This window comes from Psychroflexus halocasei (assembly GCF_900107595.1).
In the GTDB taxonomy this organism is placed as follows: domain Bacteria; phylum Bacteroidota; class Bacteroidia; order Flavobacteriales; family Flavobacteriaceae; genus Psychroflexus; species Psychroflexus halocasei.
This window is the reverse complement of record NZ_FNQF01000004.1, coordinates 267,042-291,824: the sequence shown is the minus strand read 5'-3', so window position 1 is coordinate 291,824 and position 24,783 is coordinate 267,042. Positions and strand designations below refer to the sequence as shown.

Annotated in this window: 24 protein-coding genes; 13 read left to right on the top strand and 11 right to left on the bottom strand. The window is 33.2% G+C overall.

Annotated features, from left to right (window positions below):
* Window positions 1-8 precede the first annotated feature (8 nt).
* The 3 genes from BLV84_RS06875 to BLV84_RS06865 are packed head-to-tail and all read right to left on the bottom strand — an operon-like array spanning window position 9 to window position 3,201.
* Window positions 9-1,727 (bottom strand): phospho-sugar mutase, encoded by a 1,719-nt coding sequence (locus tag BLV84_RS06875; protein ID WP_093242209.1) that lies wholly within the window; start codon window positions 1,725-1,727, stop codon window positions 9-11.
* A 1-nt stretch (window position 1,728) separates the two neighbouring features.
* Window positions 1,729-2,679: a glycosyltransferase family 2 protein gene (locus BLV84_RS06870; RefSeq protein ID WP_093242198.1), complete on the bottom strand. Its 951-nt coding sequence runs from the start codon at window positions 2,677-2,679 to the stop codon at window positions 1,729-1,731.
* Between the two features lie 9 nt (window positions 2,680-2,688).
* Complete coding sequence (locus BLV84_RS06865; protein WP_093242193.1) at window positions 2,689-3,201, bottom strand: DUF4199 domain-containing protein; 513 nt, start codon at window positions 3,199-3,201, stop codon at window positions 2,689-2,691.
* A gap of 164 nt (window positions 3,202-3,365) precedes the next feature.
* Between BLV84_RS06865 and BLV84_RS06860 the strand changes: the two genes are divergently transcribed.
* From BLV84_RS06860 to BLV84_RS06855, 4 genes are all read left to right on the top strand, one after another.
* The gene (locus BLV84_RS06860; RefSeq protein WP_093242188.1) at window positions 3,366-3,617 is read left to right on the top strand and encodes a type B 50S ribosomal protein L31; all 252 of its coding nucleotides are present in this window, start codon (window positions 3,366-3,368) and stop codon (window positions 3,615-3,617) included.
* A gap of 423 nt (window positions 3,618-4,040) precedes the next feature.
* Entirely contained in the window at window positions 4,041-4,235 is a 195-nt protein-coding gene (locus BLV84_RS12445; RefSeq protein ID WP_143521336.1) for a hypothetical protein, read from the top strand.
* A gap of 119 nt (window positions 4,236-4,354) precedes the next feature.
* On the top strand, window positions 4,355-4,528 hold the full coding sequence (locus BLV84_RS12500) for a hypothetical protein (protein WP_159429399.1): 174 nt from the start codon (window positions 4,355-4,357) through the stop codon (window positions 4,526-4,528).
* Window positions 4,529-4,707: 179 nt separating this feature from the next.
* Complete coding sequence (locus tag BLV84_RS06855) at window positions 4,708-4,905, top strand: hypothetical protein (protein WP_093242183.1); 198 nt, start codon at window positions 4,708-4,710, stop codon at window positions 4,903-4,905.
* 15 nt (window positions 4,906-4,920) lie between these two features.
* On the opposite strand, the gene BLV84_RS06850 is transcribed toward BLV84_RS06855, so the two are convergent.
* The 6 genes from BLV84_RS06850 to BLV84_RS06825 all read right to left on the bottom strand — a co-directional run bounded on the left by BLV84_RS06850 (window position 4,921) and on the right by BLV84_RS06825 (window position 11,911).
* Window positions 4,921-7,143, bottom strand: a complete 2,223-nt coding sequence (locus tag BLV84_RS06850) for an NADP-dependent isocitrate dehydrogenase (RefSeq protein WP_093242178.1) — start codon at window positions 7,141-7,143, stop codon at window positions 4,921-4,923.
* A 141-nt stretch (window positions 7,144-7,284) separates the two neighbouring features.
* Window positions 7,285-7,632, bottom strand: a complete 348-nt coding sequence (gene rplS / locus BLV84_RS06845) for a 50S ribosomal protein L19 (RefSeq protein ID WP_093242338.1) — start codon at window positions 7,630-7,632, stop codon at window positions 7,285-7,287.
* 101 nt (window positions 7,633-7,733) lie between these two features.
* Complete coding sequence (trmD, locus tag BLV84_RS06840; protein ID WP_093242175.1) at window positions 7,734-8,411, bottom strand: tRNA (guanosine(37)-N1)-methyltransferase TrmD; 678 nt, start codon at window positions 8,409-8,411, stop codon at window positions 7,734-7,736.
* A complete protein-coding gene (locus BLV84_RS06835; protein WP_093242170.1) occupies window positions 8,401-9,708 on the bottom strand; it encodes an MFS transporter in 1,308 nt (435 codons plus the stop codon). The genes trmD and BLV84_RS06835 overlap by 11 nt, the downstream gene beginning before the upstream one ends.
* A gap of 6 nt (window positions 9,709-9,714) precedes the next feature.
* Window positions 9,715-10,344: a hypothetical protein gene (locus tag BLV84_RS06830; protein ID WP_093242165.1), complete on the bottom strand. Its 630-nt coding sequence runs from the start codon at window positions 10,342-10,344 to the stop codon at window positions 9,715-9,717.
* Window positions 10,345-10,468: 124 nt separating this feature from the next.
* Complete coding sequence (locus BLV84_RS06825) at window positions 10,469-11,911, bottom strand: glyceraldehyde-3-phosphate dehydrogenase (protein ID WP_093242160.1); 1,443 nt, start codon at window positions 11,909-11,911, stop codon at window positions 10,469-10,471.
* Window positions 11,912-12,237: 326 nt separating this feature from the next.
* On the opposite strand from BLV84_RS06825, the gene lon reads away from it, so the two are divergent.
* Complete coding sequence (gene lon, locus BLV84_RS06820) at window positions 12,238-14,688, top strand: endopeptidase La (protein ID WP_093242156.1); 2,451 nt, start codon at window positions 12,238-12,240, stop codon at window positions 14,686-14,688.
* A 140-nt stretch (window positions 14,689-14,828) separates the two neighbouring features.
* Window positions 14,829-15,842 (top strand): type IX secretion system protein PorQ, encoded by a 1,014-nt coding sequence (gene porQ / locus BLV84_RS06815; RefSeq protein WP_093242333.1) that lies wholly within the window; start codon window positions 14,829-14,831, stop codon window positions 15,840-15,842.
* Between the two features lie 11 nt (window positions 15,843-15,853).
* Here the strand turns inward: porQ and BLV84_RS06810 are convergent, their stop codons facing one another.
* Together BLV84_RS06810 and hutI are read right to left on the bottom strand one after the other, a co-directional pair.
* Window positions 15,854-16,834 carry a formimidoylglutamase gene (locus tag BLV84_RS06810; protein WP_093242151.1) on the bottom strand — a complete coding sequence of 327 codons (981 nt, stop codon included), beginning with the start codon at window positions 16,832-16,834 and terminating at the stop codon, window positions 15,854-15,856.
* Window positions 16,831-18,072 carry an imidazolonepropionase gene (gene hutI / locus BLV84_RS06805; protein WP_093242146.1) on the bottom strand — a complete coding sequence of 414 codons (1,242 nt, stop codon included), beginning with the start codon at window positions 18,070-18,072 and terminating at the stop codon, window positions 16,831-16,833. Before hutI ends, BLV84_RS06810 begins: the two co-directional genes overlap by 4 nt.
* 231 nt (window positions 18,073-18,303) lie before the next feature.
* Between hutI and BLV84_RS06800 the strand changes: the two genes are divergently transcribed.
* The 7 genes from BLV84_RS06800 (at window position 18,304) to BLV84_RS06770 (ending at window position 24,764) form a co-directional block, all read left to right on the top strand.
* On the top strand, window positions 18,304-18,942 hold the full coding sequence (locus tag BLV84_RS06800) for a peroxiredoxin (RefSeq protein ID WP_093242141.1): 639 nt from the start codon (window positions 18,304-18,306) through the stop codon (window positions 18,940-18,942).
* Between the two features lie 56 nt (window positions 18,943-18,998).
* Window positions 18,999-19,313 carry a thioredoxin family protein gene (locus BLV84_RS06795; protein WP_093242137.1) on the top strand — a complete coding sequence of 105 codons (315 nt, stop codon included), beginning with the start codon at window positions 18,999-19,001 and terminating at the stop codon, window positions 19,311-19,313.
* Entirely contained in the window at window positions 19,294-19,542 is a 249-nt protein-coding gene (locus BLV84_RS06790; protein ID WP_093242132.1) for a DUF6952 family protein, read from the top strand. Before BLV84_RS06795 ends, BLV84_RS06790 begins: the two co-directional genes overlap by 20 nt.
* 132 nt (window positions 19,543-19,674) lie before the next feature.
* Window positions 19,675-20,043, top strand: a complete 369-nt coding sequence (locus BLV84_RS06785; RefSeq protein WP_093242128.1) for a diacylglycerol kinase — start codon at window positions 19,675-19,677, stop codon at window positions 20,041-20,043.
* 67 nt (window positions 20,044-20,110) lie between these two features.
* The gene (locus BLV84_RS06780; RefSeq protein ID WP_093242123.1) at window positions 20,111-22,546 is read left to right on the top strand and encodes a DNA translocase FtsK; all 2,436 of its coding nucleotides are present in this window, start codon (window positions 20,111-20,113) and stop codon (window positions 22,544-22,546) included.
* A 4-nt stretch (window positions 22,547-22,550) separates the two neighbouring features.
* Window positions 22,551-23,201, top strand: coding sequence for an outer membrane lipoprotein periplasmic chaperone LolA1 (locus BLV84_RS06775; RefSeq protein ID WP_093242118.1), 651 nt, complete (start codon window positions 22,551-22,553; stop codon window positions 23,199-23,201).
* Window positions 23,202-23,210: 9 nt separating this feature from the next.
* Entirely contained in the window at window positions 23,211-24,764 is a 1,554-nt protein-coding gene (locus tag BLV84_RS06770) for an LptF/LptG family permease (protein WP_093242113.1), read from the top strand.
* Window positions 24,765-24,783 lie beyond the last annotated feature (19 nt).

Genomic DNA, 24,783 nt, shown 5'->3' with positions numbered 1-24,783 from the left:
AATTTCTATTAAGCAATACTGAGTTCTTTGACGATGCGTTTGATTTTTGCATCGTGCATCTCAGTGATTTCTTTATATTTTTTTGTTGATTTTAATTCAGCATTGACACTGATATAAAACTTGATTTTTGGTTCTGTTCCGCTTGGTCGAGCCGCGATTTTTGTTCCGTTTTCTGTGTAATAAATTAGAACGTTTGATTGTGGCACGTTAATATCGTAAGTTTCTTTTGTTTGAGTGTTTTTAGCCTTTCTGCTTAAATAATCTTCAACAAGCACAATTTTTTCACCATCGATTTCTTTTAAGGGATTATCGCGTAAATCAATCATTTTTTGTTTGATTTCCTCAGCACCTTCAATTCCTTTTTTAACAAGCGCAACCAAATGCTCCTTAAAATAGCCGTGTTCAACGTAAAGTTCAATCATTTTCTCATAAATTGATGAGCCTTTTGCTTTGAGTTGAGCTGCCATTTCACAAACTAATAAAATTGAAGTCACAGCGTCTTTATCTCTGACAAAGTCACCAACCATATAGCCGAAACTTTCTTCGCCACCACCGATAAAATCAAGTTCAGGATTATCTTTAATGAGTTTTGCAATCCATTTAAAACCTGTCAAACTCTCTTTGTATTCAACTTGGTAACTTTCAGTTAGCACTTGCATTAATGGCGTTGAAACAATAGTTGATGCAACGAATTCTTGACCTTTAATGCGTTCGTCTTTTTTCCATTCTTCAAGCAAAAACCACGTCATCATAACCATTGTTTGGTTTCCGTTTAATAGTTGAAGTTTTCCCTCTAGATTTCTTACTGCAATACCAAGTCTGTCACTATCTGGATCGGTTCCAACAACAAGGTCGCTGCCTTTTTCTTCACCAAGCTCCAAAGCCATTTTAAGTGCCGCAGGTTCCTCTGGGTTAGGTGATTCAACAGTTGGGAAATCGCCGTTTGGTTCGGCTTGTTGATCAACAATATGTAATTGCTCGTATCCTCTTTTTTTCAGTACTTTTGGAATAATCGTGATTGATGTTCCGTGCAATGAAGTGTAACTGATGTTGAGTTTTTTACGCTCTTCTTCAGTGGTATTGAATCCTCCATTTTTGATAGAGTCATTTATGAAAGCCTCATCTTCAGTTTCTCCTAATTTTTTAATTAAATCATTATTTCCGTTAAAGTTGACATCTTTAAATTCAAGATTATCAATTCTGTTGATGATATCTTTGTCTTGAGGTGGAACAAGTTGACCACCATCCGTCCAATAAACTTTGTAACCGTTATATTCAGGAGGATTATGGCTTGCTGTTAAAACTATTCCGCAATGGCAACCAAGATGTTTAACTGAGTAAGACAAAAGTGGAGTTGGTCTTAACTCTGGAAAAATATAAACTTGAACACCATTTGCACTAAATACTTTGGCAACTTCATAAGCAAATTCTTGAGAGTTGTGACGGCAATCGTAAGCGATCACAACTTTGTGTTGCTCGTTTGGATAAACCTCTTTAAGGTAGTCGGCGATGCCTTGCGAATTTTTGCCGAGCGTGTATTTATTAATACGGTTTGTGCCAGCACCCATAACGCCTCGCATACCGCCAGTGCCAAATTCTAAATTTTTATAAAATGCTTCCTCTAATTGTTGAGGCTTGTTATTGATTAATTCTTGAACTTCTTCAATCGTTTTTTGATCAAAAACAGCTGAGTCTAACCAGGTTTTTGCTTTATCTAATGTTTTCATATCAAATTTTTTGTTTAATAATATATGATTGATCTGTTTTGTTATTTCTTAAAATTAATTCTCCTAAAAAACCAGCTATAAAAAACTGAACACCAATAAGCATGGCTGTTAAGGCAATGTAAAACCATGGATTTTCAACAACTAAGATGCTTGGCTGATTGAACCACAGTTTATAAAGTTTAGAGGCACCTATCCAAAAAGCGGATAAAAAACCGATGGAAAACATTAGAACGCCAAAAGCACCAAATAGATGCATTGGTCTTTTGCCAAATCTTGAAAAAAACCAAATAGTAATCAAGTCTAAAAATCCATGAATAAAACGTTCAGGACCAAATTTTGTTTTGCCATGTTGTCTTGCCTGATGTTGAACGACTTGTTCACCAATTCTGGTAAAGCCAGCGTTTTTAGCGAGTACAGGGATGTATCTATGCATTTCACCTTTAACTTCAATCGTTTTGATCACATCATTTCTGTAAGCTTTAAGACCACAATTAAAATCGTGTAATTTTAGACCTGAAGTTTGCCTCGCAGCAGCATTAAAGAGTTTTGAAGGTAAATTTTTAAATAAAACTGAATCATATCTCTTTTTTTTCCAACCAGAAATCAAATCAAAATTTTCTTCTGTAATGGTTTTATACATTTCAGGAATTTCCTCAGGATTGTCCTGCAAATCAGCATCCATGGTGATGACAACATCACCTTGTGCTATTTTAAACCCCGCATGAAGCGCTTGAGATTTCCCGTAGTTTTTGGTAAATCTAATCGCTTTGATTTGTTTACTCTTCGATGACAGATCTTGAATGATATCCCATGAATTATCAGTACTTCCATCATCAACAAAAATCAATTCATAACTGAATTTGTTTTTTTGCATCACTTGGTGAATCCAATCAAAAAGTTCGTTGATGGATTCATCTTCATTGAGTAATGGAATGACGATTGAAAGCTGCATAGACAAGATTTAATTCTTCTTAATCAAACCAACGACTAAGCTAATAAAAAGAGTTTTTAATAGAATGGAAATAAGGGCAGAAGTTGCCATAAAAAATGGAGATGCAAAAAGTGTAGCTATTTCTCGTGTTGTATCAGCTTCTTCACCTTTTAAATTTTGGCGCTCTATTTCTGCTTCAACCTGCGTTTTTAAACCTTCTTTTAAAGTTGTTATGAACTCTGGCTGTAAATAAGTGTAGTGAATGTACATGTAAACTGCGTAGATTAAACCGCCGATTGCTCCAATAGCCAAACCAAGTTTTATTGCAGAAGACAAACTCAAGTTGTTTGCATTATCAAGCTTGTAACGATGTATTGCTATAAAAACAATAGCTGTATTGATTAAAAAGCTAAGTAGGCTAATCCCAGTATTTTGGTCGTAGTTGAAAAAATACAAAAGCAATAATACTAATATTGAATAGCCGCCATAAATTAAACCGTAATTTTGCGCATAAGGCTTGAGCGAGAGTTCTTGTTGTTCCATAGTCAATCTTAAAGTTCACAAATATAGTTTAACAGCTCAAAGTTATCAAGTGAGCCGAGACTTATTTCAAATGATTTTAGAAAATATCAAATTTATTTTCAATAATATTTTGGTCAATATAAGTTTTTGTCTAAATTTGCAAGCTGAATAAAATAGTTGTCACAATGAGAAAAGGTATACACCCAGAAAATTATAGATTAGTAGCGTTTAAAGATATGTCAAACGATGAAGTATTCATCACAAAATCTACTGCTGATACAAAGGAAACTCTCGAGGTTGAAGGTGTTGAGTATCCTTTAATCAAACTAGAAATTTCAAGAACTTCACATCCATTTTACACAGGTAAGACAAAACTTGTTGATACTGCTGGTAGAATTGATAAGTTTAAAAACAAATACGCTAAGTACAAGAAGTAATCTAGCTTCTTATAATTCATATTTTAACCACCTTTTTTTGAAGGTGGTTTTTTTGTTTCTTGATATCAAAGTCATATTCTCTCCTCTTAATAAAATAATATCTAGTGTTTTTTAATTAGAGTGACATATAAGATTTATCAATTCTGAAATATTATATTTAATGAGTAATGAAGTCTCTTTTGAATCTAAAAATGATATTTTAAATAGAATGAAAAGTTTCAGAGTGATCATTTATAACTTGTAGAAGAAGATTCACCTTCTGATGAGAAGGACTCTTATGCTAAAAAAGATGCCAATTTATTATAAAACAACATTCAGAAAATCTTTTCGAATGTGTCAAGAGCAAACGAAAAACAGCAATAATAGTCTCTCAGCCTACTGAAACTACAGAAAATCAATTAAAGCTTTATAAAAAACTGATTATTGGATCGCCATGTGTTCGAGATGAGAATATTACTGAGGGTACTCATATGTCTTGCACATTGCCATTCATTAAAACATGTTTCTATTGGTGATCTAATCTTTTTTAATGATGGTAAAATCGGAGGAGTTGTCACTGAAATTCATCCAGATTTCAAAATGGTTGAAATCACACAAGCTAAGAAGAAAGGAAGTTAAGAGCTGATAAATGTATTAATCTGCCATCAACACAAATCGATTTTAGTGGGGTTGACAGAAAAAGACAAGGTTGATTTAAAATTTATTGTCAAAATGCTGATGTTGTTAATTTTTCATTTATGAATATTAGCGAAAGTGTGACATCATTATTAAATGAATTAAAAAAAATAAACGCTAATATCGGAATTGTTTTGAAAATTGAAACGATGAGCAGATATAGAAATCTACCGAGTATTTTGCTTAAAGCAATGCAAAATTACCCTTTTGGTGTTATGATGCTAGAGGATGTTTAGCAATAGAAACTGGATGCAAAGACTTTGCAATTATTATGGAGGAAATCATGCAAATTTGTAATTCAACACAAATACCGCCGATATGGTCAACACAAGTATTAGAAAATCTGACTAAAAAGTGAATACCGACAAGAGCTGAGATCATCGATGCTGCCATCGGACAAAGAGCTAAATGCGTCATGTTAAATAAAAGACCTTATCTAGAACAGGCAATTAAAATGCTTGACCAGATTTTAAGAAAAACAGAACGTATTCATGATACGAAAAAAGCTTACTACTTAAACTTGAATTTAATGATGATTTTTAAATCAATTAAAAATCAAATACTTATTAAAACAAAAAACCCTGAATTAATTAAATCAGGGCTTTTTAAATAACTTAGTTTAAAATAATTAAGCGTCAATTATTTTATTTAATGTTTGACTTGGTCTCATTTGTTCAGTGACCAGTTTTTCATTTGGTAAGTAATAACCGCCAATATCAGTTTTTTGACCTTGTGCATCAAGTAATTCTTTAGTAATCTGCTCTTGATTTTCTTCAAGTTCTTTAGCTAATGTTGAGAATTTGCTTTTTAATTCAGCATCATCAGTTTGTTCAGCTAGCGCTTTTGCCCAATACATTGCTAAGTAAAAATGTGAACCACGATTATCAATCTCATTAACTTTACGAGAAGGAGACTTGTCATTTTGTAAGTAAGAGCTGTTCGCTTTGTTTAGAGCATCAGCAATCACTTTTGCTTTTTCGTTTTTATTCTTATCAGCGATATCTTCAATAGAAACTGCAAGAGCTAAAAATTCGCCTAAAGAATCCCAACGTAAATGTCCTTCTTTTAAAAATTGCTGAACATGTTTTGGGGCAGAACCGCCAGCGCCTGTTTCAAATAATCCGCCACCTGAAAGTAAAGGAACTATTGATAACATTTTAGCACTTGTGCCTAATTCCAAGATAGGGAAGAGATCAGTTAAATAATCACGTAAAACATTTCCTGTTACAGAAATCGTATCTTTTCCTGCTTTTACACGTTCTAAAGTATATTGCATTGCATCTTTAGGGTCCATGATTTCAACTTTTAAACCAGATAAATCGTGATCTTTAAGATATAAATTTACTTTTTCAATCAATTGGCTATCGTGAGCTCTGTTTTTATCTAACCAGAAAATCGCTGGATTTCCTGTTGCTTTGGCACGATTTACGCCTAATTTAACCCAGTCTTTAATTGGCAAATCTTTAGTTTGACACATTCTCCAGATGTCACCTTTTTCAACTTTATGAGACATTAAAACATCTCCGGTTGAGTTTTTAACTTCGACAGTTCCGTCTGCTGGAATTTCAAAAGTTTTGTCATGTGAGCCATATTCTTCAGCTTTCTTTGCCATCAAACCAACATTAGAAACATTTCCCATTGTTGTAACATCAAATTTGCCATGAACTTTACAGAAATCGATCACTTGTTGGTAAATACCTGCGTAGCTTCTGTCTGGAATGACAGCTTTCATGTCTTGCGTTTTGTCGTCTTTATTCCACATTTTTCCACCAGCTCTGATTGCTGCCGGCATAGATGCGTCAATAATAACATTACTTGGCACGTGAAGATTCGTGATATTGTTATGCGAGTCAACCATTGCTAAATCAGCTTGATCCTCGTAAGTTTTTTCAATATCAGCTAAAATCTCATCTTGTTTATCTTTTGGTAATTCATTGATTTTATCAAAAACGTCACCAATACCATTTGTTGCATCAACACCAATTTTTTCAAATTCAGATTGGTATTTTTTAAATAGATCTTTGAAATAAACTTCAACAACGTGACCAAAGATGATAGGGTCAGAAACCTTCATCATCGTCGCCTTTAAATGAACAGAGAATAAGATGTTTTTTGCTTTAGCATCTTCAATTTCTTTACTGATAAATTCTTTAAGACTTTTGACGTTTAAAACAGAAGCATCTATAACTTCTTCCCGCTCAAGTTTTAAGTCAGACTTCAGTACTTTTGTATCATTATTAGTTTTTAACTCGATGCTGATGTTGTCAGCTTCTGGCATTGCAACAGACTTTTCAGTACCGTAAAAGTCGTTGTTTTCCATATGAGCAACGTGAGTTTGAGAATCTTCACTCCAATCTCCCATTGAATGAGGGTTTGCTTTTGCGTATTCTTTAACTGGCTGAGCAACACGTCTGTCAGAGTTTCCTTCTCTTAAAACAGGATTAACTGCGCTTCCTAAAACTTTTGCATATTTAGCACGGATTTCTTTTTCCTGATCATTTTTTGGTTCCATTGGGAAGTCAGGTAAATCAAAACCCTTGTCTTTTAATTCCTTAATTGCAGCATTTAATTGCGGAATTGAAGCACTGATATTTGGTAATTTAATGATGTTAGCTTCAGGTTGTTTTGCTAATTCACCTAACTCAGCTAATGCATCTTCAACTTGTTGATCAGCTGGTAAAACATCAGCGAAATTGGCTAAAATACGAGCTGATAATGAAATGTCTTTAGACGTCACTTTTATTCCTGCTGCTTCAGTAAATTTTCTGACAATTGGCAAAAATGAATAAGTTGCTAAAGCTGGTGCTTCATCAGTTTTCGTATAAACAATGTGAGAAGAATCTTGACTCATAGTTTGTAATGTTTTAAGTTATTAATATGATAATAAATCTTCAATTAAAAAGCTATAATAATAATTTATAGGCTTATGATTTCAGATTTGATAATTGGCTAAAAAAAAAAGCTTGCAAATGCAAGCTTTAGATAGTTTGGTTTAAGAACGTTTTTCTTTAATACGTGCTTTCTTACCAGTAAGATTTCTGAAGTAATTAATACGAGCACGTCTAACGCTACCTTTTTTATTAACTTCAATTTTTTGAAGAGCAGGCATGTTCATTGGGAAGATTTTCTCTACACCAAAAATACCACTCATCTTTCTGACTGTGAAAGTTTTTAATAATCCAGATCCTTTAACCTGAATTACAACACCTTTAAAAAACTGTGTTCTTGTTTTTTGTCCCTCAGTAATTTCGTGGTACACAGTGATTGTGTCTCCAGCTGAAAATTCTGGGAATTCTTTCTTTTCAACAAATTCGTCTTGGACAAACTTTACTAAATCCATTCTATTATAATTATGATTATGTGCTAATAACATTCACGATTTTCGCCAGAGGTTAGTAACAGCTTGCAAAAATAATTCTTTTTGTCTAAAAAAACAAAGCTTTAGTCTTCTAAAATATCAGGTCTTAATGCTTTTGTACGTTCAAGGGCTTTGTCATCTCGCCAAGCTTCAATTTTCTGTTGATGGCCACTTAACAGGATTTCAGGAACTTTATGACCTTTATAATCGGCTGGCCTTGTATAGATAGGAGGTGACAAGAGATTATCTTGAAAACAGTCAGTTAAAGCAGAAGTTTCGTCACCTAAAACGCCAGGAATTAATCTGATAATTGAATCGCATAAAACTGCTGCACCAAGTTCGCCACCAGATAAAACATAGTCTCCAATCGAGATCTCTTTTGTGATAAATAAATCTCTAACACGTTGATCAACACCTTTGTAATGGCCACACAAAATCATTAAATTACCTTTGAGGGATAATTGATTGGCTTGTTTTTGATTTAATGTTTCTCCATCTGGCGACATATAAATGATTTCATCATAATCACGTTCAGATTTCAATTCCGAAATACATTTATCAATAGGTTCAACCATCATCACCATGCCAGCTCCACCACCGTATTGGTAATCATCAACTTGCTTATAATTGTTTGTGCTATACTTTCTTAAATTATGAAAATGAACTTCTACAAAACCTTTTTCTATGGCGCGTTGCATGATCGAGCCTTCAAAAGGACTTTTTATTAAATCGGGTACAACACTGATAATATCAATTCTCATGATGAATGGTTTTTAATTTTAGACTGATCAAAATACAAAGCAAAAGTAAGGCTGCAAAAAATAGAAATTGATACAAAAGTCCAAATTGTTCAGTTATTAAACCAAAACTTGCTGTGATGAGTGTGAAAAGGCCTATCACAGTGCTTGCCATCGCAACATAAGTTGGCCTATCATCTTCAGGAGAATAATCAACTAAATAAGTTTTTCTACTCAACCTTGCTCCAGCATAAGCTAAGGCATTTATGAAAAACAAAGGAAGAATCCAGTAAAAGCTAAACTCTTGATCACTTAACAAAATATAAATTGCATAAGCGATACCGAATAAAGCAATAGCAGAAGCAAGCCTTAAAACCAATAAACTTGATTTATCTGATAAGCGTCCCCAAATTGGGCTACTAATGATTTGAGCAACACTAGAAATAATGATCAAAAATCCTAGATTTTTCCAATTATCCTCACTGTGCTTATTTGCTAAAACAACATAAAAAGGTTGTAATAGAGGAATGGCCATTAATAATGCCCTCGTGATTAAGAAGTTTCTGAAATTTGTATCTTTTTTTATAATAGAAAAACCTTCTTTAATTTCATTTATCGGTGATCTTCCCCCTTTTGTTGAGCCAGGTTCTTCCTGAATTTTATAAAATAAAATCGCTGCAAAAAACCAAAGAATTCCTGCTAAAACAAAAAGTAAACTGTAGGTTAAGCTGCTATTTTCACCTTCGATAAAAAAAACTAAAATTAATCCTGCGATCAATGCTAAGATGCCACCAAATGTAGAGCGATAACTGAGCATTTGTCCGCGTTGTCCTTTGGGTATTGTTTTACCAGTGACATCTTTAAAACTGACAGAACCTATACCTGAAGCAATGCTGAAAATCAGTAATAAAAAAACGATGAGATAGGCTGTGAAGTTTTGATTTGGGTATAAGTAAACCAATAAACCACTTAAAAGCATACAGAATGATTGAACAAGTGCTGAGATTGTCCAGAAGTTTTTACGAATTGAAAAAGACCTTATTTTTCCACTGACAATGAGTTGTGGTAAAAGAGAGCCAACATCTTTAATAGGAACCAACATTCCAATTAAAAAAACTGGTGCACTGAGGAAACTGAGAATCCATGCTAAGGTTAAATTCGGACTGATTATTTTTTCAGCTAACTTTGTCAGTGACCCGTTAGCAACATTTAGTGTAAAGTTTTTGGGTACGTGTGTACAATCAGAGTCAGGAATGCTTTTACATATTCTTGAGTCTGTATTTTCAGTAAGGTATTCGTAAAATTTATACTTTTTACTCAATGCTATTTACTGATTACCATTTTTAAGTTTGTTGACCTTGTTTTTTTCGTCCTGGAGTTGACGTCCTAATTTTTGCTGTTTTTCTAAAGCATTGTGTTTATAAGTATCAAACTCTTTTTCAAGGTTACTCAGGTTTTCTTTAATTTCAGAATTTACTAAATGACCTCTTCTGTATTTAAAAATGAAAAATAAAAGTAAAAGAATTAAAACTGAAACAACAGACCACATGATAATCTTATAATTTCCTTTAGTTAAAGGAATTGAGCCCAAAAATTTAATTTCGTTTTGTTGATTTTGCAGTTCTTCAACTTGTTCTTTTAAGTCTGTAATTTCTGTTTCATGAGACTGAATAACTTCTTCTTTATTATTGATTGTTTTATTTAAATCAACAATTTTAGATTCTAAACTTTCAATCTCAGAAATAACTTGACGCTCAACAGCATTGATTTTAACTTTTTCAATAACCTTATATTCCTTAAAATTATTTGACTTTTTTATAAGAGTTTTAAAATCTTGAATAGCTTTATTTGTCTCAACCTTTGGTTGGTCTCCTTGTTTTAGCTCTTCTTGAGACCATAAACTAAAGGATAAACATAAAGCGAAAAGCGTAAAAATGTGTTTAGTGTTGATTTTCATCAGATCTTTTTTAGGGGTAATAACTCTAATTAGTCTATTAAATTGTTCTTACAGAATTCAAAAGTAATAAAAAACCCTCAGCAAAAGCCAAGGGTTGATCTCAAAACATTATTAAAGCATATTTTTAATAATATGTAAAGCGTCTTACATCTGCAATATATTTTGCTAACCTTAAGACTTGATGGCTGTAACCATACTCATTATCGTACCAAATATAGACAATAGCATTATTGCTTTTGCCTTCTACAATTGTAGCGTGGCTATCGTAAATAGCAGGAGCTGATGAGCCTACAATATCACTAGAAACAAGCTCATTGTCAATTGAATATTTGATTTGTTCTACAAGATTTCCTTCTAGCGCATACTTTTTAATTTTTGAATTAAGTTCATCTTTTGTCGTTTCTTTTTCTAAAGTTAAATTTAAGATGGCAAGTGAGCCATTTGGGACAGGGACACGAATTGCATTCGAAGTCAGTTTACCTTCTAAGTTAGGTAATGCTTTAGAAACTGCTTTTCCAGCACCTGTTTCTGTAATAACCATATTCAAAGCAGCTGCACGACCACGACGGTATTTTTTGTGCATATTATCGACTAAATTCTGGTCGTTTGTGTAAGCGTGTATTGTTTCTAAGTGACCGTGATTAACACCATAAGATTCGTCGATTGCATCTAAAATTGGCGTAATTGCATTTGTTGTACATGAAGCTGCTGAATAAATGTCTACTTTACTTGTGTCATAATCATTTTGATTAACGCCATGTACAATATTAGGAACGCCTTTTCCTGGAGCAGTTAATAAAACTTTTGAAGCTCCTTTAGCTTTTAGATGTCTGCTTAAAGCTTCCTTGTCTCTAAAAGCGCCAGTGTTATCAATAATGAGTGCATCATCAATACCATAAGATGTATAATCGATATCTTCTGGCTGATTGGCTGTAATCATGTGAACAGTTGTGTTATTAATGATCAAAGCTTTTCTATCTAAATCAATGCTTACTGTGCCATTAAAATCAGCGTGAACAGAATCGTTTTTTAACAAAGAAGCTCTTTTCTCAAGAACTGTTTGCGTGATTTCACCACGTGTTACAATAGCGCGTAATCTAAGTTGGTCGCCCTTCCCAGTTTTTGCTGCAAGTTCTCTAGCAAGTAATCTTCCGATTCTTCCAAATCCGTATAAAACAACATCTTTTGGTTGAATGTCAGATGTTTTTTTAGCACCTTTTAATTTGTCTGTGACAAACTTGATTGGGTTGCTTGATTTTACAACATGATACTCATAAGTTAATTTACCAATATCTAATTTAGAAGGTGGTAAGTCTAAACTTTGTATCGCTTCAGCTATTTCTAAAACATCAAAGACCGAAATGGGCTTTTGAACAAATTCACCAGCATACTCATGTAAACTAAGTATTTCGCTCACATTTTTGTTAATCAATGAGTTTCTAAACAAAACCAATTCGATGGATTTGTCATAGAATAAATCGTTGACGATGTTGATAAATTTAACTGAAGATTTTCTGCGGTTGGCTTGAAAAGTGAGTTCCTTTTCAAATGTGTTGGTTGTGTTCATTTTTTTGTATAAAAAGAGAGTCAATTTCGCGTCAAAAATAACTATAATTTCAACTACCGAAAACGATTTCGATATAATTTTATATTTTATAATTTCTTATTGGTCAATGTGTTGTTTTTTTATCAAAATAAATTGAAATTGATACTCTTTTATTCCAGTCTAAAGTATTTTTCAAAATGTCTCCGCATCAACATTGGTTTATTGAGTTTTGGCATACCAATTGCCTTATTAGCCAATTGAAATAGAAAACCTATTTTATAAAAGAAAAAATATAAATATGACAGAATGATCGGTTAGATAACTGACATTATGTCTAAATAAGAGCTATGGCTAAATCAGGAATATTTAATATTGACAGTTTGTCATCACAACATATTGATGAAGATGCAGAACTTATCCCTTTAATGACAACAGAGGATGAAGAGCTCATCAACAAAGAAGAATTACCAGGTAATCTACCTATTTTACCACTTAAAAACACAGTTTTATTTCCGGGCGTTGTGATTCCGATCACTGCGGGACGTGATAAATCAATCAAACTGATTAATGAGGCTAATCAAGGTGACAAAGTTATTGGTGTTGTTGCTCAAAAAAATGATGAAGAGGAAGATCCAGGGATAAAAGACATTCATAAAGTAGGTGTCGTTGCTCGCATTTTAAGAGTTCTTAAAATGCCTGATGGTAACACAACAGTAATCATTCAAGGTAAAAAGCGCTTTGAAGTTGACGAGATGATCAGTGAAGATCCGTATTTGAGATGTTCTATTAATGAAGTTGAAGAGACAAGACCACCTCATATTGATGAGGAATTTGAAGCGATTATCGATTCGATCAAAGATTTGTCATTGCGCATTATCAAAGAAAGTCCGAATATTCCTTCGGAAGCTTCTTTTGCAATTAAGAATATTGAAAGTTCATCTTTCCTTGTCAACTTCGTATCTTCCAATATGAATTTGGAAGTCAAAGATAAACAGCAGTTGCTGGAAACAGGCGATTTAAAAGATCGAGCGCTTGCGACTTTAAAATTTATGAACTTAGAGTTTCAAAAACTTGAACTGAAAAACGATATTCAGTTAAAGGTTCAGAATGATATGAGCCAGCAGCAACGTGAATATTTCCTTCATCAACAAATGAAAACGATACAAGAAGAACTTGGTGGTGTTTCAAATGAAAGTGAGATAGAAGAAATGCGTGAGCGTGCAAAATCTAAAAAATGGAATGAAGAGATTGATAAACATTTCAAAAAAGAGCTTGCCAAACTTCAACGCATGAATCCGCAAGTTGCTGAGTTTTCAATTCAACGAAACTATTTAGATTTATTTCTAGATTTACCCTGGGATGAATTTAGTCAAGATAAATTTGACTTGAAACGCGCGCAGAAAGTTCTTGATAAAGATCATTATGGTCTTGAGGATGTGAAAAGAAGAATTATTGAATACCTCGCTGTTCTTAAACTAAGAAATGACATGAAGTCACCGATTTTATGTTTATACGGACCTCCAGGTGTCGGAAAAACTTCATTAGGTCGTTCTGTTGCTGAGTCTTTAGGCAGAGAATACGTGAGAGTTTCTCTTGGTGGTTTGCGAGATGAAGCAGAAATTAGAGGTCACCGTAAAACTTATATCGGCGCAATGCCAGGTCGTATTATTCAAGGTTTGAAAAAAGCTGGAACATCAAATCCTGTTTTTGTTTTAGATGAAATTGATAAGTTGGCGAGTAGTCATCAAGGTGATCCATCTTCAGCATTGCTTGAGGTTTTAGACCCTGAACAAAACAGTGAATTTCATGATAACTTTTTAGAGTTAGGCTACGATTTATCGAAGGTCATGTTTATTGCAACAGCGAACAGTTTGCAAACAATTCAGCCAGCGTTGCGCGACCGTATGGAGATTATCAATGTTAGCGGTTATACGATTGAAGAAAAGGTTGAGATTGCAAAAAGACATTTACTTCCAAAACAAATTAATGAACATGGTTTAACGAAGAAAGATATCAAACTTGGTAAAACGCAATTAGAAGATATTATTGAAGGATACACACGTGAATCTGGTGTTCGAAGTCTAGAAAAACAATTGGCAAAAGTTGTTCGCTTCATTGCAAAATCTATAGCTCTTGAGGAAGAATATGACGTCAAGGTTTCTTCTGATAAAATTGTTGAAATTCTCGGACCACCTAAAGTAGAACGCAGTATTTCTGAAAATAATGATGTTGCAGGTGTTGTCACTGGTCTTGCTTGGACAAGAGTAGGAGGTGATATTCTCTTTATTGAGTCAATTCTGTCTAAAGGAAAAGGAAATTTATCAATTACAGGAAACCTTGGTAAAGTGATGAAGGAATCTGCAACAATTGCAATGGAATATATCAAATCGAATGCAGAAAAATTTGAAGTGAATCCTGATATATTTTCTAATTATAACGTTCATATTCACGTTCCGGAAGGTGCGACTCCTAAAGATGGACCAAGCGCAGGGATTACAATGTTAACTTCATTGGTTTCTTTATTTACGCAACGTAAAGTCAAGAAAAATATAGCGATGACTGGCGAAATTACTTTAAGAGGTAAAGTCTTGCCAGTTGGTGGAATTAAAGAAAAAATTCTAGCGGCTAAACGTTCTAAAATCAAAGAAATTATTCTGTGTGAAGATAATAGAAAGGATATTGAAGAAATCAAAGAAGACTACTTGAAGGGCTTGAAGTTTCATTATGTGAGGGAAATGTCAGAAGTTTTAGACATTGCCATAACGAAGCAAAAAGTTAAGGATGCAAAAGTTTTATAAACTAAACTATTGAAGTTCTCATATTTTAAAAACCGAGTCAAGTTTACAGACTCGGTTTTTTTTATACTTTTGTGCGGGTTTGTTTAAAAATAAAAATGCAAATCAATCGTTTAAACAATAGCCTTTTCAAAATTGTCTCAATGAAATTCATTTTTGTTTTTTTTAGTTTTTTATACCTAAGTGCTGCTTTTGCACAAATAGGAGGAAAGACAACTTATGAGTTTCTCAATTTACCAGTGTCACCAAAAATTTCGGCTTTAGGAAGCAAAAATATAACACTTCTTAATGACGATCCTTCAAACGCGATTGTCAATCCATCTTTGATTAATTACAGAATGGATAATCATTTGAGTGTAAATTATATGAATTATCTCGCAGACATCAACTACGGGACGGCTTCGTTTGCGCATTTAATTGACAGACGCACACAAGTGGTTCATGCGAGTATGACTTACATTAACTATGGAAGTTTTGATGGTTATGATGAAAATGGAAATTCAACATCAAGTTTCTCAGGTAATGAAGCTTCATTACAGTTTGGTTATGCAACTCAAATTGGTCGAAGTGATTTCTACGCGGGCGCAAATTTTCGTTTAATCACTTCAAAGTTAGAACAATACACATCCTTTGCCACTTCTGTAGATTTGGGAGTATCTTATATTTATGAAGAATGGGACTTAGTTGTTTCTGGTGTTTTAAGAAATATAGGCTATCAATTTAAAGCTTATGATGACATCCGAGAAGATTTACCTTTTGAAGTTATTTTAGGAATTTCTCAAAATCTTAAAAATGTTCCTATCCGTTGGCATGTGACTTACGATCAGGCTCAGATTTGGAATATCGCTTTTGGAAATACAAATAGAGATGAAGTTGATTTAGAAGGAAATATCACAAGAGACGATCCTAGTTTTTTTAATAACATTCTAAGACATAGTATTTTAGGTGTTGAAGTTTTTCCTGAAGGTGGCTTTAATATTCAACTCGGTTATAGTTTTAGAAGAGGTGAAGAATTGAGAATTGATGATCAACGTGCATTTGCAGGTTTATCTGGTGGCTTTTCTTTACGCTTTAATAAATGGAGATTCAGCTATGCTTATTCACAATTTAATCGTGCTGGTGCATCGAGCTTCTTTGGCTTGAATTTAAAGTTGTAATTATTGATTTATTAATAAGCTCTGATAAAATCACTTACAAAATAACTAATCGCTTTTCCAACTTGCATTGTTTCATGAGGTGCAGCTTCACAGATATGTAAATATTGACATTTGCTTTTTCTAGCTATTTTAATAAAAGTTCTCACTTCTGGCATGCTAAATCCTGAAGGTGATTGTGCACTTGAAGGGAAATCCTGTATCGCGTCACAATCTAGCTCAAGACCAAAGTTCTGTTGAACAAAATTTAAGGCTGATTTAAAACGAACTGTTTTATCAAGCGTTGTTAAATGTTCAAGATCTTCATAGAGTTCATATTTTAAAGATTTTGAATCATCAAATTCTTTAAATATCGCGTCTGATGTATAGTTTTTATGTAATCCAAAAACAAAATATTTATCGAGATAGGCTTTTGATTTTGCATAAGAAAAGCCATTTCCGCTATGTCTATTTTCGAGTCGTCGAAAATCTGTATGCGCATCAATATTAATAACATTGATAGGTTTTTCAAGAGCCAGATGAGTTCCTTTAATCATCCCAAATGCGTTATTATGACCGCCACCAATAACGATAGGGATTTTGTCAGCATCAACGATTAGTTTGATGATTTTAGAAAGATCATCATCAATTTGCTCCACTAATTTCCCCATTTCATCAGTATCTTCAGGCATCTTCATATTTTCAGCCTGCTGCATATAATCTTTTGTGATAATTTCTCCGAGTAATAAAACATCATGCGCATTATTATAGGCATTGACTTGGATGTTTAGAAACGCACCTAAGAAAGACTCCCAAGCTTTATGAGCATTTGAATTTCCGTGGTTAACTCTAATTCCTATATTTTCAGGAACACCTAGAACAACAAACTTTGCGTGGTGTGATGCTAAATCTTCAATTTGCTGTATAGGTGATAATTCTTCACCAAATTTGGTTTCACCAACCCTTATTTTCGTGTATTTATCGTAATCTGCAGTCGTGTATAGTTTTAAGCTCATGATTCAAATTTTTTGCCGTTTATCCAGACTTCATCAATGCTATTTGTACCAAATGCATAAGGTAAAAATCCGAATGAAGGAATTCTATCAGTGATTATAAAGTTAGCTTTTTTTCCAGTAGTAATGCTTCCAACTTCATCTTGGAGTTCCATAGCAAATGCAGCATTTAAAGTTGCAGCATTTATAGCTTCTTCAGGTGTTATCTTCATTTTTATACAAGCAAGTGAAATGACGAAATTCATGTTACCACTTGGTGTACTTCCCGGATTAAAATCACTTGCTAATGCAAAAGGAATATCATTTTTGATGATTTCACGAGCTGGAGAATAAGGTATTCCTAAATAAAACGAACAAGAAGGAAGTGCAACAGCAATTGTTTCTGATTTCTTTAATGATTTGTAATCTTCAAACTTCATTTCTTCTAAATGATCAACGCTTAAAACGTTTTTTTCAGCAGCCAATTGAATTCCGCCAAAACTATTAAATTGGTTCACATGAATTTTTGACTTTAAACCAAACTTTTTACCAGCCTCAATCATATTTTCAGTGTCTTCCAAGTCGAAATAGCCTTTTTCACAAAAAACATCAATATAGTCTGCTAATTTTTCTTCGGCAACTGCAGGAAGTATGTCTTCAATAACCATTTTGACATAAGCTTTTTCTTTTCCTTTATATTCTTTAGGAATGGCGTGAGCACCTAAAAATGTGGATTTAATCGGGATCTTATAGTTTTCTTTTAATTTTTGTATCACACGCAGCATCTTGAGTTCGGCTTCTTTTGTGAGACCGTATCCCGACTTGATTTCAACAGCACCTGTTCCAAGTTTGATAACTTCTTTTAAACGTTCTTCTGATTGTGCATATAAATCTTCAAAACTTGTATCGCCAAGTGTTTTAGCAGAGTTAACGATTCCGCCGCCACGATTTGCAATCTCTTCATAGGTCAACCCTTTGATTCGATCCACAAATTCTTGTTCGCGATTACCTGCATAAACAATATGTGTATGACTATCAACCCAGGTAGGAAGAATATAGCGTCCTTCAAGATTCATGATTTTATCTGCTGTAGGAAGATTATCATCTTCCATGACACCATAACCTTTGATTTTGTCATCTTCAATTAATAACCACGCATTATCAATATGTGGTAAATCACGAAGTTCTTCACCAATAAGAGGTTTCTCAGTTTCTTCACGTGTTTGTAATAAAGATTTGATATGTGTAAAAAGAGTTGTCATTAAAACAGATAATTTGATGAACTACAATTTTAATAAAAATAGCGACGTCATCTCATTTAAATAGCTGATTTTTTATAAGTTAAATTTTAAAATTAGTAAGACTAATCATTTAGTCATTCATTATAAGTAAATCTTATAGTTGTATAATTAAAAGATAAGTTAAAGTGATTGTTGAGGGAGTATTTAAGCTTAAATTTGTATCAGAATATTAACACAAAAAAATAAATAATTATGTCAATTGTAGGTCAAAAATTTCCAGATTTAAAAGTAAACGCTATGAATGAAATGGGCGATACTTTTGAAATTAACATTTTAGAAAAAGCAAAAAAAGAAAATAAAAAAATCATCTTATTCTGGTACCCAAAAGACTTTACTTATGTATGTCCAACAGAATTACACGCTTTTCAAGAAGCGATGTCAGAATTTGATAAAAGAAACACGATTGTTATCGGTGCATCATGTGACACGCCAGAAGTTCACTTTGCGTGGTTAAACACTTCAAAAGATGACGGTGGTATTGAAGGTGTAACTTACCCAATTTTAGCTGATTCTAACAGAAACTTGAGTAGCAGATTAGGTATTTTGGACACTACTAATGAAAGATATGATGAAGAAACAGGTCATATCACTGTTGATGGTGACAATGTAACTTACAGAGCAACTTACCTTATCGATGAGGAAGGAACTGTATTTCACGAAGGTGTAAACCACATGCCACTTGGTCGTAACGTTAGCGAATTTATCAGAATGATTGACGCTTATGCTCATGTACAAAAGCATGGTGAAGTTTGTCCTGCAAACTGGGAAGAAGGTAAAGAAGCAATGAAAGCAGACAGAGATGGCGTTGCATCTTACTTATCATCTAAATAAATCAAATACATCTAGCCGAAAGGAAGCTTTCGGCTAGATTCAAAAAAAAAGAAGTTATGTTTAAAGAAATTAAAGAAGATAATTTAGCAGAAGAAGTTAAAAATAACGATACAGTTGTTGTTCAATATGCTGCTTCATGGTGTGGAAACTGCCGATTGATGAAGCCGAAATTTAAAAAGTTAGCTTCAGAGAATGAAGAAGTTCCTTTTATTATTGTTGACGCAGAAAAATTTCCAGAATCTAGAAAATTAGCAAATGTGAATAACTTACCAACATTTGCCACTTTCAAGAATGGTGAGTTTGTCAATCAAGTCCAAACAAATAAATTTGAATCATTAAAAGAATTAGTTGATGAAGTTACCAATCATTAAGCATTTGCAGAAAAATAACGAAGCTGAAAAACTAGAGAATACTCTAGAAGTTTTAGAATCGTTTTGTGAACACCGCTCAGTTAAAGACAACGAAATGGATGTTGTTGGTGAATTGATTACAAACATCGCTGGCGCTGTTGAAATGGATAAAATGGTAAAAGATGGCATGTCTGAAAAGGATGCTGCAAATACTTTTGCTAAACGTGTTTTAGGGTCGATTGACCAATAGATTACTGAAAAAGAAAGACGAGTTAGGAGTAAAGGGCAAACTTTAAGTTTGCCCTTTTTTTTGTAAAAAATTGAAAATAATTTCTATCTAATCTTAAAGTGATACTTTTGTAAATAGAAATAAAATATATCGATGAAGAATTTTTTATTTGGGCGTTGGCGAGCGATCACTCCTGCATGGAAAGGTTTTTTACGTCTATTAAAAGAAGATAGTGTTAAGGTTCAGATATTTATCGGATTTATTGTGAGTATTATTGGTTTTATTGTAGGAATTACTAAAACTGAATTCTTAATTCAAACCTTGGCAATCGCTATGGTTTTGGGAGCAGAATCATTTAATACTGCAATTGAGGAAGTCGCTGATTTTATTCATCCTGAACTCCATCCTAAAATTGGTTTAATCAAAGATATAGCCGCTGGCGCTGTCTTTATGGTTTGTATTTTTGCTATTTTAATCGGTTTGTACATCTACTTTCCTTATCTTTTTTTAATGTTATTTTAGTGAGTCACATTCTCTTTTAATAAAGGAATGATGTTATATTTGTATCTTTGCAAACTCAAAAAAATACATGGCAAAAAAGAAAAATAAAAAAACAAAAAAAAGTTTTAAAGCACCGCGTTTTTCGATTAATAGAAAACAAAAAATACTCTTAGGAGTTTTTTTATTTCTGTTTGCTGTTGGGCTTTTACTGGCTTTTGTTTCTTTTTTGTTTACGTGGGAGAGTGACCAAAGCTTAATTGGTTCTGCTGTCAGTTCTCAAGAAAAACCAGCCAATTGGTTAAGTAAATTCGGTGCAACTGTTTCTTATTTTTTGATTTATGACGGTTTTGGTGTTGCTGTTTTTAGTCTGCCATTCATGATCGCTTTAACTGGTTTAAAACTCTTTCTAGAAATCAAAAAAATAAGTTTAAAAAATATTTGGTTTTGGGGAATTTATGTGATGATAACCTTATCTCTATTTTTTGCTTTCTTCGGTAAAACATATCCTATTTTAGGAGGCGTCGTCGGTTTTGAGATCAAAGAATATTTAAGTGTTTACATCGGCGATATTGGTCTTGGTTTGTTGATCGCTTTTATGATGATTGCTTATTTAGTTGCAAGACTACAGATCACTCCAGAAAAAATTTCAAACTTTTTCAAATCAAAAAAACAAGCTGTCGAAAATGATTTCAAAAAAGCAAAAGAAGCCAATCAAAAAAATAAAGATCAAGAAGTTCAACCTTCTTCAGACAAAATTGAAAAGAAAGAAAAGCTTAACGAAAAGCCAGATGTTGCTGCGGAAGTTAAGTTTGAAAATGACTTAACATCAAGTGAAGATCAAAAAAAGTCAGAAGAAGATTCTTCTAAAAAAGAACAAGCAAAACAACCACAAAAAATCGTTATTGATAGTCAAAATGAAGATGATGATTTAAGCTTAGAAGTTGAAACAGGACAAGAGGAAGATGATGATGAAATAGATTCAAAAAGTAAAAAGATCGTTGAAAATTTTGGAGAGTTTGATCCTAAGCTTGACTTATCTAAATACCAATTTCCTACGATAGATTTACTTAAAGATTATAGCAAAGGCGCTGGAATAACAATCGATCAAAAGGAATTAGAGGAAAATAAAAATAAAATTGTTGAGACGCTCAAAAATTATAAAATCGGAATTGCTCAAATTAAAGCGACAGTTGGACCAACAGTCACACTTTATGAAATAATCCCTGAAGCAGGAATCCGTATTTCTAAAATTAGAAATCTTGAAGATGATATTGCTTTATCCTTATCAGCTTTAGGAATTCGTATTATCGCACCAATTCCAGGTCGAGGCACAATTGGTATTGAAGTTCCAAACCAGAATCCTTCTATTGTTTCGATGCGATCTGTTGCTGCTTCTCAGAAGTTTCAAAAAGCTGAAATGCAATTGCCAATTGCTTTTGGTAAAAACATTTCAAATGAAACCTTTGTTGCTGATTTAGCTAAAATGCCTCACTTATTGATGGCTGGTGCAACAGGACAAGGTAAATCCGTTGGACTTAATGTGATTTTGACCTCTCTTCTTTATCATAAACATCCAGCTGAAGTCAAATTTGTATTGGTCGATCCGAAAAAAGTTGAACTCACTCTTTTTAATAAAATCGAAAGACACTACTTGGCTAAATTGCCTGACACTGATGATGCGATTATCACAGATAATTCAAAAGTCATCGATACTTTAAATTCACTTTGTATTGAAATGGATGCAAGGTATGATTTGTTGAAAGATGCGATGGTGAGAAATATTGTCGAGTACAATGCGAAACTTAAAGCACGTAAACTCAACCCAGAGAACGGTCATCGTTTTTTACCTTATATTGTTCTTGTTGTTGATGAATTTGCTGATTTAATTATGACAGCAGGCAAGGATGTTGAAACACCTATTGCAAGACTAGCACAATTGGCAAGAGCTATTGGAATACACTTAATTATTGCAACTCAGCGCCCATCTGTCAACGTGATTACAGGGATGATAAAAGCTAACTTCCCAGCGAGAATTGCATTTAGGGTGACTTCTAAAATTGATTCAAGAACGATTTTAGATGCTGGTGGAGCAGATCAATTAATCGGTAGAGGAGACATGCTTTACACACAAGGTAATGATTTGGTGCGTTTGCAATGTGCATTTGTTGACACACCTGAAATTGATAAAATTACTGAGTTTATAGGCTCACAAAAAGCCTATCCAGATGCTTACTTGTTGCCTGAATATACCAGTGAAGATTCTGGAACAGCAACTTTAGAAAACGAAATTGATGAGCGAGACAAGCTTTTTGATAAAGCAGCAGAAGTTATCGTGACTGCTCAGCAAGGTTCGGCATCTTTATTGCAAAGAAAATTAAAGCTTGGTTATAACCGAGCAGGTCGATTGATAGACCAACTTGAAGCAGCAGGTATTGTTGGACAATTTGAAGGTAGTAAAGCCAGACAAGTTCACATTCCTGATTTAATTGCCTTAAAAGAATTATTAGAAAACGAAAAAAAATAACAACATGAAAAATACTAGATTATTTAGCCTTATCTTTTTTTTAATGACATTTTTAACTGTATCAGCACAGACTGAGCCTCAAGCAGAAAAAATGATTCAAGATGTTTTAAAGAAAGTGAAATCTTATGATAATATTCAAATTAAATTTCTCTATATCTTAGAAAATGAAGCTGAAGATATCAAGCAAGAAACACGAGGCGGTTTAAAATTAAAAGGCGAAAAATATTTATTAAACCTGATGGGAACGACCCAATTATTTGATGGTCAGAAAATTTATACTATTATTCCCGAAGATGAAGAAATTACAATTTCAAAATATGTTCCTGAAGATGATAATCAACTTACACCTTCGAAAATGCTAAGCTTTTTTGAAGAAGGTTATATGTATAAAATGGATAAAGTTGAAAATCTTGATGGCCGAAAAATCCAATATATTAAGTTGATCGCAAACGATGAAAATGCACAGATGCAAGAAGCTTTAATAGGAATTGACCAGATGACTAAGCATTTATTTAATCTCATTCAAGAGCAAGATAACAATACGCGAATTGAAATCAGAATCGCTGAATTTAAGCCTAATCAACCGTTGTCTGACAACATGTTTAGTTTTGATGCTTCAAGATATCCTGATTATTATATTAATGAATTAGACTAATTTTCGACCTTGAAAATTTTAGATCGTTATATACTCAAAACTTTTTTAAAAACCTTTTTAGCGGTTTTTACAATTCTGATGCTCATCTTTATTTTGCAAGCGATCTGGATGTTTATTTCAGAACTCGCAGGTAAAGATTTAGGAATTGTTGTTGTGCTTAAGTTTTTGCTCTACTACTCTCCCAACTTGGTTCCCTTGGTATTACCACTGACTATTTTAGTCAGTTCGATCATGACTTTTGGGGGATTCTCTGAGTATTATGAGTTTGCAGCGATGAAATCTTCTGGTATTTCTTTACAACGTGCAATGCGAAGCCTCATTGTTTTTATTGTATTGTTGGGTATTTTGACTTTCTTTTTCAGTAATAATGTCATTCCTGCAGCAGAATATAAAGCAGGAAGCATGAAGCGAAACATCGCCAAAGTTCAACCAGCAATGGCGATAGTAGAAGGTGCTTTTAACGATGTTGGAAATATCAATATTAAAGTTGATAAAAAATCTGGTAAAAACGGTCAAGATTTAGACAATGTGACCATTCATAAAAAAGATCCTAAGCGTTCAGGGAATTACACTGTTATCAAATCTGATTATGGAAAATTGGCCTCTGAGAAAGATTCAAATATTCTTTCATTAGAGTTGTATGATGGTAATTATTACGATGAAATTCATCCGAAAAGTTTTAAAGAGAGAAGAAGACTTCCTTATGTGAAAAGCGAATTTCAGAAATACGTGATTAATATTGATTTATCAGAAATCAATAAAGTTGATATTGATAATGATGAAGATCATCCTTTTAAAATGCTTAATATTGCTGAATTGAAAACCCAACTAGATTCGTTTTCAAAAGATTATGCAAAAAATATAAATCGTTATCAAAAAAGTATCAGTTTGAGATCTGGTTATACAAGATTGGTTGGTAACGAAAAGGAGTTGAATGATAGTTTAGAAAAAAACAATCAATTACCTTCAGATAAATTCAATTTAGACCCTGCAAAATCTCAAAAAAATACAAGAGATGAGTACACTAAAATATTGGATGAAAAGTCTAAATCAAATTTAGATTCTATTATTGGCTTATATAAACCTAAAAGCCAAAAACACCTTTTAAGTATTGCGATAAATACTGTTAATAGTATTACGCCACAGATTAGTGCTAAAAAGAATTTGCATAGAAAAAGACGAGCATATCTCAACAAAATTGAGATGAAATTACATGATAAATACGCATTAGGTTTTGCCTGTGTCGTGCTTTTCTTTGTTGGAGCACCACTCGGAGCTATTATTAGAAAAGGAGGCTTAGGCTTACCGATGATTGCAGCGATTATTCTATTTTTAATTTATCATTTTATAGGTTTATTTGCTGGTAATAGTGCAGAATCAGGAAAAATTTCTCCTTTTTTAGGCTCATGGATTTCAACAATAATCATGTTACCTTTAGGTGTTTACTTAACTTATCGAGCTACAACCGATCAAGGATTTGTAAACCTTGATGTGATTACAGTGCCATTTCAGAAATTATTAATTAAACTCAAATTGAAAAAACCAAAGGATGACAATTCATAACTTTGGTCACAAAATATTG

What these genes read in the sequence shown, in the direction of transcription:
- BLV84_RS06870 (WP_093242198.1), bottom strand. Translation starts at nt 2,679, where the DNA reads ATGCAGCTTTCAATCGTCATTCCATTACTCAATGAAGATGAATCCATC.
- BLV84_RS06810 (WP_093242151.1), bottom strand. Translation starts at nt 16,834, where the DNA reads ATGAGCTTAAAACTATACACGACTGCAGATTACGATAAATACACGAAA.
- BLV84_RS06800 (WP_093242141.1), top strand. Translation starts at nt 18,304, where the DNA reads ATGTCAATTGTAGGTCAAAAATTTCCAGATTTAAAAGTAAACGCTATG.
- BLV84_RS12500 (WP_159429399.1), top strand. Translation starts at nt 4,355, where the DNA reads ATGAATATTAGCGAAAGTGTGACATCATTATTAAATGAATTAAAAAAA.
- BLV84_RS06790 (WP_093242132.1), top strand. Translation starts at nt 19,294, where the DNA reads ATGAAGTTACCAATCATTAAGCATTTGCAGAAAAATAACGAAGCTGAA.
- BLV84_RS06780 (WP_093242123.1), top strand. Translation starts at nt 20,111, where the DNA reads ATGGCAAAAAAGAAAAATAAAAAAACAAAAAAAAGTTTTAAAGCACCG.
- BLV84_RS06795 (WP_093242137.1), top strand. Translation starts at nt 18,999, where the DNA reads ATGTTTAAAGAAATTAAAGAAGATAATTTAGCAGAAGAAGTTAAAAAT.
- BLV84_RS06865 (WP_093242193.1), bottom strand. Translation starts at nt 3,201, where the DNA reads ATGGAACAACAAGAACTCTCGCTCAAGCCTTATGCGCAAAATTACGGT.
- BLV84_RS06775 (WP_093242118.1), top strand. Translation starts at nt 22,551, where the DNA reads ATGAAAAATACTAGATTATTTAGCCTTATCTTTTTTTTAATGACATTT.
- porQ (WP_093242333.1), top strand. Translation starts at nt 14,829, where the DNA reads ATGAAATTCATTTTTGTTTTTTTTAGTTTTTTATACCTAAGTGCTGCT.
- trmD (WP_093242175.1), bottom strand. Translation starts at nt 8,411, where the DNA reads ATGAGAATTGATATTATCAGTGTTGTACCCGATTTAATAAAAAGTCCT.
- BLV84_RS06855 (WP_093242183.1), top strand. Translation starts at nt 4,708, where the DNA reads ATGTTAAATAAAAGACCTTATCTAGAACAGGCAATTAAAATGCTTGAC.
- rplS (WP_093242338.1), bottom strand. Translation starts at nt 7,632, where the DNA reads ATGGATTTAGTAAAGTTTGTCCAAGACGAATTTGTTGAAAAGAAAGAA.
- lon (WP_093242156.1), top strand. Translation starts at nt 12,238, where the DNA reads ATGGCTAAATCAGGAATATTTAATATTGACAGTTTGTCATCACAACAT.
- hutI (WP_093242146.1), bottom strand. Translation starts at nt 18,072, where the DNA reads ATGACAACTCTTTTTACACATATCAAATCTTTATTACAAACACGTGAA.
- BLV84_RS06850 (WP_093242178.1), bottom strand. Translation starts at nt 7,143, where the DNA reads ATGAGTCAAGATTCTTCTCACATTGTTTATACGAAAACTGATGAAGCA.
- BLV84_RS06825 (WP_093242160.1), bottom strand. Translation starts at nt 11,911, where the DNA reads ATGAACACAACCAACACATTTGAAAAGGAACTCACTTTTCAAGCCAAC.
- BLV84_RS06785 (WP_093242128.1), top strand. Translation starts at nt 19,675, where the DNA reads ATGAAGAATTTTTTATTTGGGCGTTGGCGAGCGATCACTCCTGCATGG.
- BLV84_RS06860 (WP_093242188.1), top strand. Translation starts at nt 3,366, where the DNA reads ATGAGAAAAGGTATACACCCAGAAAATTATAGATTAGTAGCGTTTAAA.
- BLV84_RS06875 (WP_093242209.1), bottom strand. Translation starts at nt 1,727, where the DNA reads ATGAAAACATTAGATAAAGCAAAAACCTGGTTAGACTCAGCTGTTTTT.
- BLV84_RS06830 (WP_093242165.1), bottom strand. Translation starts at nt 10,344, where the DNA reads ATGAAAATCAACACTAAACACATTTTTACGCTTTTCGCTTTATGTTTA.